Below are 10,474 nucleotides of genomic sequence, written 5' to 3' on the forward strand. Positions count from 1 at the left end.
ACCACCGGCCTCAGGGACAGACGCACGCACCAGCCTCGGAGCCAGCAGCGCCCCGGCCCGAACCGCGACCTCCGGCTCACCCGAACCGAGCACCGCCGACACCACCGGCTCCGACAGACCGAGGGCGTCCGAGCCGTCCACATCCACCAGGCCGAAGCGGCCCGGGTGCTCCGACTGGGCGGAGCGCACCAGACCCCACACCGGGGCATGCACCAGATCCGCCACGCCCTCACCAGCCACGGCGGACACCGCACCCCGGGTCAGGAACACCAACCGCGACTCGGCGAGACGCTCGTCCGCCAAGAACTCCCGTACGAGGGTCAGCGCACGGTCGGCGGCCTCATGCACGGCGGCCGGCAGCGGGTCCGTCGCCGGGTCGGCCGGGGTACAGCTCACCACGAGCGCCGCCGGTACGGTGCCGCCCTCGGCGACCGCCGCGCCCAGCGCCGCCAGATCGGCGTACGCCTGGGCGCCGTCGCCCAGCAGCGCCAGGTCGTCGGCCGAACCGGTCGCGCCGCCCGGGGGCAGGGCCGACCAGTCGACCTGGAACAGCGCGTCCCCGTGTCCGGCGCGCGGCCCGGCGAGCTGCTCGGGCGAGAAGGCGCGCAGAGCCAGTCCGCGTACGGTGGCGACCGGAGCGCCGTCGGTGTCGGCGATCTCCAGCGCCACGGTGTCCTGCCCGGCTCGGGAGAGCCGCACGCGCAGGCTGTCGGCTCCGACGGCGTGGACGGAGACACCGCTCCAGGCGAACGGCAGCCGCCCCTGACCGGTGTCGGTGAGCAGCGAGCCGAGGCCGATGGCGTGCAGGGCGGCGTCGAGCAGCGCCGGGTGGAGCGTGAAGTGCGCGGCTCCGGGCTCGGTGCCGTCCGCGAGGCTCACCTCGGCGAACACGTCCTCGCCCCGGCGCCAGACGGCGCGCAGCCCCTGGAAGACGGGGCCGTAGCCGAAGCCCGAGTCCGCGAGACCCTCGTACAGCCCGTCCAGCGGTACGGATTCGGCCCCGGCGGGCGGCCAGGCGGTCAGGTCGAAGGCGGCGGGCCCGGCCCCCTCCGCCAGTACGGCGGTCGCGTGCCGCACCCACGGCTCGTCGTCGGGGGCGCTGTCGGCGCGGGAGTGGAAGGCGACGGACCGGCGGCCCGTGTCGTCGGGCGCGGCGACGGTGATCTGCACCTCGGCCCCGGCGTCCTCGGCGAGCACGAGGGGCGCGGCGAGGGTGAGTTCCTCGACCAGGTCGCAGCCGAGCTGGTCACCGGCGCGCAGCGCCAGCTCGACGAAGGCGGTGCCGGGCAGCAGTACGGAGCCCGCGACGGCGTGGTCGGCGAGCCAGGGGTGGGTGTCGAGCGAGAGCCGGCCGGTGAGCAGCAGACCGTCCGCGTCCGCCAGGGCGACGGACGCGCCGAGCAGCGGATGGTCGGCGGCGCGGAGACCGGCGGTGGCGACGTCCCCGCCGAGCGTTCCCGCGTCGAGCCAGTAGTGCTCGCGCTGGAAGGCGTATGTCGGCAGCTCGACGCGCCGCGCGCCGGTCCCGGCGTAGTACGCCTCCCAGTCCACGGCCACACCGCGGACCTGGGCCCGCGCGAGGGCCGTGGTCAGCGTCCGGGCCTCGGGACGGCCCGCGCGCAGTACGGGGATGAAGGCACCGGTCTCCACGCACTCCTGGGCGAGGGCGGAGAGGATCCCGTCCGGGCCGAGTTCGACGTACGAGGTGACGCCGGCCGCCTCCAGGGCGCGCATGCCGTCCAGGAAGCGGACGGCCTCGCGGACATGCCGTACCCAGAAGTCGGCGGACGACATCTCGTCCGAGACCAGCGCACCCGTCAGATTCGACACCACCGGGATGGCCGGGCTCGCATACGTCAGCCCCTCGGCGACCTCGCGGAACGCCTCCAGCATGCCGTCCATGTGGGGCGAGTGGAACGCGTGGCTCACGGTCAGGCGCTTGGTCTTACGGTCCGCGAAGTGGGCGACGACCGCCAGGGCCGCGTCCTCGTCACCGGCGATCACCACAGACCGGGGGCCGTTGATCGCCGCGATGCTCACCCGGTCGGTGAGCAGCGGAAGGATCTCGCCCTCCGACGCCTGAATCGCGATCATCACGCCACCGGTCGGCAGCGCCTGCATCAGACGGCCACGAGCGGCCACCAGCGTGCACGCGTCCTGGAGAGAAAACACCCCTGCGACATGCGCGGCCGCGATCTCACCGATCGAATGACCCGACACGAAGTCCGGCCGCACACCCCACGCCTCGAACAACCGGAACAGCGCCACCTCGACCGCGAACAGCGCCGGCTGCGTATACGACGTCTCATCGAGAGCACCGCTCTCGGACGAGAACAGCGCTTCCTTCACGGGCAGATCGAAGCCCGCACACACCTCGTCCAGCGCGGCCGCGAACACCGGATACGCCTCATACAGCTCAGCCCCCATCCCGGGCCGCTGACTCCCCTGACCCGTGAACAGGAACGCCAGCTTCCCGCGCGTGCCCGGTTCGCCGCGTACGACTCGCTCGGGCGTCTGTCCCGCCGCCAGTGCGGCCAGGTCGGTGAGCGCGGTCGCCGGGTCCTCCGCGACGACGACGGCGCGGTGTTCGAGGGCGGCGCGGGTGGTCGCCAGGGAGAGGCCGATGTCCGCCGGGGCGGGCGCCGGGTGGGCGCGGAGACGGGTGAGCAGCCGCTCGGCCTGGGCGTGGAGGGCCTCTTCCGTACGGCCGGAGATCAGCCAGGGCAGCGCCGGGGGTACGGGGACGGCGGCGGAGTCCGTCGCGGCGGCCGGTTCCGTACCCCGGTCGGGGTCCTGCGCGTCGGCGGGCGGGGTCTCGGCCTCCGGCGGCGGGGCCTGTTCGACGATGGTGTGCGCGTTGGTGCCGCTGATGCCGAAGGACGAGACGGCGGCCCGGCGCGGACGGCCGGTCTCGGGCCACTCCACCGCCTCCGTCAGCAGGGAGACCGCGCCGGCGGACCAGTCGACATTGGTCGACGGCTCGTCGACGTGCAGGGTCTTCGGCAGCACCCCGTGCCGGATGGCCATGACCATCTTGATGATGCCCGCGACTCCGGCGGCGGCCTGGGTGTGCCCCAGATTGGACTTGACGGAGCCCAGCCGGAGCGGGGCGTCCTCGGCGCGGTCCCGGCCGTAGGTGGCGAGGAGCGCCTGCGCCTCGATCGGGTCGCCGAGCGTCGTGCCGGTGCCGTGCGCCTCGACCACGTCGACGTCGGCCGTCGTCAGCCGGGCGTCGGCCAGCGCCTGGCGGATCACGCGCTGCTGGGAGGGACCGTTGGGGGCGGTGAGTCCGTTGCTCGCGCCGTCCTGGTTGACGGCGGAGCCGCGCACGACGGCGAGGATCCGACGGCCGTTCTTCCGGGCGTCGGAGAGCCGCTCCAAGAGCAGCATGCCCGCGCCCTCGCCCCAGCCGGTGCCGTCGGCGGCGTCCGCGAAGGACTTGCAGCGGCCGTCGAAGGAGAGTCCGCGCTGACGGCTGAACTCGGTGAAGGTGCCCGGGGTCGCCATGACCGTGACGCCGCCCGCGAGGGCGAGGGAGCACTCGCCCTCGCGGAGCGCCTGGATGGCGAGGTGCAGGGTCACGAGGGAGGACGAGCAGGCGGTGTCGACGGTGAGCGCCGGGCCCTCCAGGCCGAAGGTGTACGAGACCCGGCCGGAGGCGATGCTGCTGGAGCCGCCGGTGCCGAGATAGCCCTCGACCTCCTCGGGGACGGCCCGCAGCCGTGACGCGTAGTCGTGGTACATGACGCCCGCGAAGACTCCGGTGCGGCTGCCGCGTACCGAGGTCGGGTCGATCCCGGCGCGCTCGAACGCCTCCCAGGAGGTCTCCAGGAGGAGCCGCTGCTGCGGGTCCATCGCCGTGGCCTCGCGCGGGGAGATGCCGAAGAAGGCCGGGTCGAACCGGTTGGCGTCGTGCAGGAAGCCGCCTTCCCGCACATAGCTCGTACCCCGGCCGTCGGGGTCGGCGTCGAAGAGCCGGCCCGTGTCCCAGCCCCGGTCGGTGGGGAAGGGCGAGATGGCGTCGGTCCCCTCGGACACCAGCCGCCACAGATCCTCGGGCGACTCGACCCCGCCCGGGTAGCGGCAGCTCATTCCGACGATCGCGATCGGCTCCTGCTCCTCCGACTCCACCTCCTGGAGACGGCGGCGGGTCTCGTGGAGATCAGCCGTCACCCGCTTCAAGAAGTACCGGAGTTTTTCCTCATTCATGCGTGCATCCCTCGTACAGAAGCCAGAACAGAAGCCGGACTGGAAGAGCCGTCGGCGCGGCGGAGCCGGGCGGTCACATCAGGAGATCCCGAACTCCTTGCCGATGAAGTCGAAGAGGTCGTCGTCCGTGGCGGTCTCCAGCGTCTCCGCCACATCGGCCTCCTCGGGGGCCGGCTCCTCCCCGGCCTTGCCCCAGGCCGCCAGCAGCGCCTGGAGGCGCTCGGTGATCCTGTCCCGGCCGTCGCCGTCCGGGACGGCCGCCACCAGGGTCTGCTCCAGCCGGTCCAGTTCGGCCAGGAGCGGCGGCACCGCCGCCGCGCCGCTCTGCCACAGCTCGTCGCGCAGGAAGTCGACCAGGGCGGTGGGAGTGGGGTAGTCGAAGACCAGGGTCGCGGGCAGCCGTACGCCGGTCGCCGTGCCGAGCTGATTGCGCAGTTCGACGGCGGTCAGCGAGTCGAAGCCGACCTCGCTGAACGAACGGGCCGGATCGACCGCCTCCGGACCGGCGAAGCCGAGGACGCCCGCGACATGGCCGCAGACCAGTTCCAGGAGCGCTTCCTCCCGGCCGGCCGGGGACAGCCCGGCCAGCCGCTCGCGCAGCGCGGTCCCGCCTTCGGCCGCGGTCTCGGCCGTCCCCGCGCTGCGGCGGGCGGGGGTGCGGACGAGTCCGCGCAGCAGCGGCGGGATCAGCCCGCCGCCGGACGCCTGGGCCCGCAGCCCCGCCAGGTCCAGCTTCACCGGCACGAACAGCGCCCGCTCCGAGGCCGACGCGGCGTCGAACAGCGCCACACCCTCCCCGGACGACAGCGCCGACACCCCGCCCCGGCCCAGCCTCGACACATCCCCGGCGTCCAGCTCACCCGCCATACCGCCCGACTCCGCCCACAACCCCCAGGCCAAAGACGTCGCCGCCAGCCCCCGAGCCCGACGCTGCTGCGCCAAAGCGTCCAGGAACACATTCGCCGCCGCGTAATTCGCCTGACCCGCGCCGCCGAACACACCGGCGGCCGACGAGAACAGCACGAACGCCGACAGATCCATGTCCCGCGTCAGCTCATGCAGATTCCACGCCGCGTCCACCTTCGGACGCAGCACCGCCGACAGGCGTTCCGCAGTCAGCGACCCGATCACACCGTCGTCCAGCACACCCGCCGCATGCACCACAGCCGCGATCCGACGCCCCGCCAACACCCCGGCCAGCGCCGCACGATCAGCGACGTCACACGCCGCCCACTCCACACTCGCACCCAGCGCGGTCAGCTCCGCCGACAGCTCGACGGCCCCCTCGGCGGCGTCACCACGACGGCTCACCAGCAGCAGACGGCGAACACCCCGCTCTTCGACCAGATGCCGGGCGAACAGACCGCCCAAGGTCCCACTCGCACCCGTCACCAACACCACACCGTCAGAGCCGAAACCGAAGCCGGTGTCGGTGTCGGAGATCGAGGCACGCGCCAGCCGGGGAGTGTGGGCCGTTCCGGCGCGCACCGCGGCCTCCGGTTCGCCCGAGGCGAGCACGGCGGGCAGCGCGCGGTGGGAGGCGCCGGAGCCGTCGGTGTCGACCAGGGCGAAACGGCCCGGGTTCTCCGACTGGGCGGAGCGCACCAGACCCCACACCGGGGCATGGACCAGATCCGCCACGCCCTCACCAGGAACGGCGGACACCGCGCCCCGGGTCAGGAACACCAGGCGCGAGCCGTCGAACCGCTCGTCAGCCAGGAAATCCCGTACGAGGGTCAGCGCGCGGCCCGCAGCGGCGTGCACGGCCGCCGGCAGCGCGTCGGCGCCGGGGCCGGTCCCGGACGGCTCCGGCGGCAGCGGGACGCAGACCAGCTCCGGTACGACCGTGACCGCGTCGGCGAGCGCCGCGAGGGAGGCATGGGCCTCGTACCGGACGCCGACGGCGTCGAGCCCGGAGTGGCCGTCCGCCAGCAGGGCCCACGGGCGCTGCTCGGCGGGGGACACGGGAGCGAGCGGCAGCGCGGTCCAGTCGACCTGGAACAGCGACTCGTGACGGCCGGCGCGGGCCGCGCCGATCTGCTCGGGGGACACCGCGCGCAGCGCCAGCGATCCGACGGAGGCGACCGGCTCGCCCGCCGTGTCGGCGAGGAGCAGCGAGACGGCGTCACGGCCGGCCGGGGCCAGCCGGACCCGTACCTCCTTCGCGCCGGCGGCGTGCAGGGCCACCTCGCTCCAGGCGAACGGCAGCCGGCCGCGCCCGGTGTTCTCGACGAGGTCGCCGAAGCCGGCCGCGTGCAGGGCGGCGTCCAGGAGCGCGGGGTGCAGCCCGAACCACTCGGCCGCCTCCGCGGTCTCCCCGTCCAGGCGGACCTCCGCGTACACCTCGTCGCCGCGCAGCCAGGCGGCGCGCAGGCCCTGGAAGGCCGGGCCGTAGTCGAAGCCGGCCTCGGCGAGTCCTTCGTACAGCCCGTCGACGTCGATCGGTTCGGCTCCGGCGGGGGGCCAGACGGCGAGGTCGAAGCCGGGGGCCGGCGCCTGGGCGGCGAGCACTCCGCTCGCGTGGCGGGTCCACGGCTCGCCGGCCGGGGCGTCCTCGTCGCGGGAGTGCAGCGCGAGGCTCCGGCGGCCGGAGTCGTCGGCGCCGGTGACCGAGAGCCTCAGCTGAACGCCGCCCCGGTCGGGCAGCACCAGCGGGGCCTCCAGGGTGAGTTCCTCCAGGACGTCGCAGCCGACCTGGTCGCCCGCGCGGAGGGCGAGTTCGACGAAGGCCGTGCCCGGGAGCAGGACCGAGCCGAGTACGGCGTGGTCCGCGAGCCAGGGCTGATCGGCCGACGACAGCCGGCCGGTGAGGAGGCAGCCGCCGGAGTCGGGCAGCTCGACGGCCGCGCCCAGCAGCGGATGGTCGGTCACGCCGAGACCGAATCCGGTGGCGTCGCCGGGTCCGGCCGGGGCGGCTCCCGATTCGAGCCAGTACCAGTCGCGCTGGAAGGCGTAGGTGGGCAGCTCGGCCTGATGGGCGTCGCTCGCGGCGAAGTACGCCTCCCAGTCGGTCCGTCCGCCGTGGGCGTGCGCGTGGGCGAGCGCCGTGGTGACGGTCCGCACCTCGTCGCGCCCCGCGCGCAGGGCGGTCGCGAAGACGGCTCCTCCGGCCTCGGTGACGCAGTCCTGGGCGAGGGCGGAGAGGATTCCGTCCGGGCCGAGTTCCAGGTACGAGGTGACCCCGGCGGCTTCGAGAGCGCGGACGCCGTCCAGGAAGCGGACGCCCTCGCGGACGTGCCGGACCCAGAAGTCGGCGGACGACATCTCGTCGGTGACGATCGCGCCGGTCAGATTCGAGACGACGGGAACGGCCGGCTCGGCGTACGTGAGTCCCTCGGCGACCTTGCGGAAGTCGGCGAGCATGCCGTCCATGTGCGGCGAGTGGAACGCGTGGCTCACGGTCAGTCGCTTGGTCTTGCGGTCGGTGAAGTGGGCGACGACCGCGAGGGCCGCGTCCTCGTCACCCGCGATGACCACAGACCGGGGGCCGTTGATCGCGGCGATGCTCACCCGGTCGGTGAGCAGCGGAAGGACTTCCTCCTCGGCGGCCTGGACGGCGATCATCACCCCGCCGGTCGGGAGGGCCTGCATGAGCCGTCCGCGCGCGGCGACCAGGGTGCAGGCGTCCTGGAGAGAAAGCACCCCGGCGACATGCGCGGCGGCGATCTCACCGATCGAGTGGCCGGACACGTAGTCCGGTCGTACGCCCCAGGCTTCGAACAGCCGGAAGAGGGCGACCTCGACCGCGAACAGCGCCGGCTGGGTGTAGGCAGTCTCGTCGAGAGCACCGCTCTCGGAAGAGAACAGCGCTTCCTTCAACGGCAGCTCGAAACCGGCGCACACCTCGTCCAGCGCGGCGGCGAACACCGGATACGCCTCGTACAGCTCGGCGCCCATGCCCCGCCGCTGACTCCCCTGCCCGGTGAACAGGAACGCCAGCTTCCCGGCGCGCCCGCCGCTCCGGGGCAGACCGGCCGGGGAGTCGCCCTCGGCCAGTGCGGTCAGACCGCGCAGCAGCTCGTCGCGGTCGCCCGCCACGACCACCGCGCGGTGGTCGAACGCGGCGCGCCGGGTGGCCAGCGAGTAGGCCAGATCGTCGGCGCGCGCCTCGGGCGCGTCCGCCAGATGGGAGCGCAGCCGGGCGGCCTGGCCGCGCAGCGCCTCCGGCGTCTTCGCGGAGAGCGCGTACGGCAGTACGGCCGGGGCCGTCTCGGCCGGTCGCGCGCCTGCTGTCGGCGGGGCCTGCTCGATGATGGTGTGGGCGTTGGTGCCGCTGATGCCGAAGGAGGAGACGCCCGCGCGGCGCGGCCGTCCCGTCTCCGGCCACGGTATCGACTCCGTCAGGAGGGAGACCGCGCCGTCCGCCCAGTCCACATGCGGCGTCGGCTCGTCGACGTGCAGGGTCTTGGGCAGTACCCCGTGCCGGATCGCCATGATCATCTTGATGATGCCGGCGACTCCGGCGGCGGCCTGGGTGTGGCCCATGTTGGACTTGATGGAGCCCAGCCAGAGCGGACTGTCCTCGGCGCGCTCCCGGCCGTAGGTGGCGAGCAGCGCCTGTGCCTCGATCGGGTCGCCGAGGGTGGTGCCGGTGCCGTGCGCCTCGACCACGTCGATCTGGTCGCTGCTCAGCCCGGCCCCGGCCAGCGCCTGGCGGATGACCCGCTGCTGGGACGGGCCGTTGGGCGCGGTGAGCCCGTTGCTCGCGCCGTCCTGGTTGATCGCGGAGCCCCGGACGACCGCGAGGACCGGGTGGCCCTTGGCGCGGGCGTCCGAGAGCCGCTCCACGAGGAGCATGCCGGCGCCCTCGGCCCAGCTGGTGCCGTCGGCGGCGGCGGCGAAGGACTTGATGCGTCCGTCGGCGGCGAGGCCCCGCTGCCGGCTGAACTCGGTGAAGGTGCCGGGCGTGGACATGACCGTGACGCCTCCGGCGAGCGCCATCGTGCACTCACCGTTGCGCAGGGCCTGGATCGCCCAGTGCAGCGCGACGAGGGAGGACGAGCAGGCGGTGTCGACGGTGACCGCCGGGCCCTCCAGGCCGAAGGCGTAGGAGACGCGGCCGGAGGCGATGCTGCCGGAGTTGCCGGTGCCGAGATAGCCCTCGACGCCGTCCGGGACGGCCGTGATCCGGGTCGCGTAGTCGTGGTACATGATGCCCGCGAAGACACCGGTGCGGCTGCCGCGCATCGTCGCCGGGTCGATCCCGGCGCGCTCGAACGCCTCCCAGGAGGTCTCCAGGAGCAGCCGCTGCTGGGGATCCATGGCGACGGCCTCGCGCGGCGAGATCCCGAAGAACGCGGGGTCGAACCGGCCCGCGTCGTGCAGGAATCCGCCGGAGCGGGTGTAGCTGGTGCCCTTGCCGTCCGGGTCGGGGTCGTAGAGCGACTCCAGGTCCCAGCCCCGGCCCCGCGGGAACTCCGAGATGGCGTCGCCGCCGCCCAGCACCAGCCGCCACAGATCCTCCGGGGTCTCCACCCCGCCCGGGTAGCGGCAGCTCATGCCGACGATCGCGATGGGCTCGTCGTCGTACGCCGTCCCGGTCCGGGCGGGCGCCGTCGCGGCGGGCTCGGCGGGCTCGTCCGCGCCCAGCACCTCGGTCCTGAGGAAGGCCGCGAGCGCGAGGGGGGTGGGGTAGTCGAAGACGAGGGTGGCGGGCAGCCGTTCGCCGGTGGCGGCGCTCAGCCGGTTGCGCAGCTCGACGGAGGTGAGCGAGTCGAAGCCCAGCTCCTTGAAGGCCCGGTCGGCGGGCACCTCGTCGGTCGACGGATGGCCGAGCACCGCCGCCACCTCGGTGCGGACGGTCTCCAGCAGGGCCGCTTCGCGTTCGGCGGGCGGCAGCGCGGCCAGCCGGTCGCGCAGTGCGGAGCCGCCGGCCGTCCCGGCCGCCCCCGCGGACCTGCGGACCGGTACGCGGACCAGACCGCGCAGCAGATCCGGCAGCATTCCGGCGCGGGCCTGGGCCCGGAGGGCGGCCAGGTCGAGCGGGAGGGGGACGAGCAGCGCGTCGGACGCGCGCCGGGCCGCGTCGAAGAGGGCGAGACCGGTCTCGGTTTCGAGTGCGGCGATGCCGCCCCGGTTGATCCGCTCCCGGTCCGCCTCGGTCAGTTCCCCGCCCATGCCGCCCGCACCGGCCCACAGGCCCCAGGCGAACGAGGTGGCCGCCAGCCCCTGGGCCCGGCGGTGCTGCGCGAGGGCGTCCAGGAACACGTTCGCCGCCGCGTAGTTCGCCTGACCCGCACCGCCGAACACACCGGCGGCCGACGAG

General features: G+C 74.1%; 1 protein-coding gene and 1 pseudogene. Both read right to left on the reverse strand.

The features are described from left to right. Nucleotides 1-4,209, reverse strand: a pseudogene (locus ACF089_RS35685) (type I polyketide synthase); the annotation flags it as partial. A gap of 78 nt (nucleotides 4,210-4,287) precedes the next feature. After that, nucleotides 4,288-10,474: SDR family NAD(P)-dependent oxidoreductase (locus ACF089_RS35690; protein WP_392036335.1), on the reverse strand; the 6,187-nt coding region annotated here is incomplete at its 5' end.

Source organism: Streptomyces sp. NPDC014894 (assembly GCF_043080985.1).
Lineage (GTDB): Bacteria > Actinomycetota > Actinomycetes > Streptomycetales > Streptomycetaceae > Streptomyces.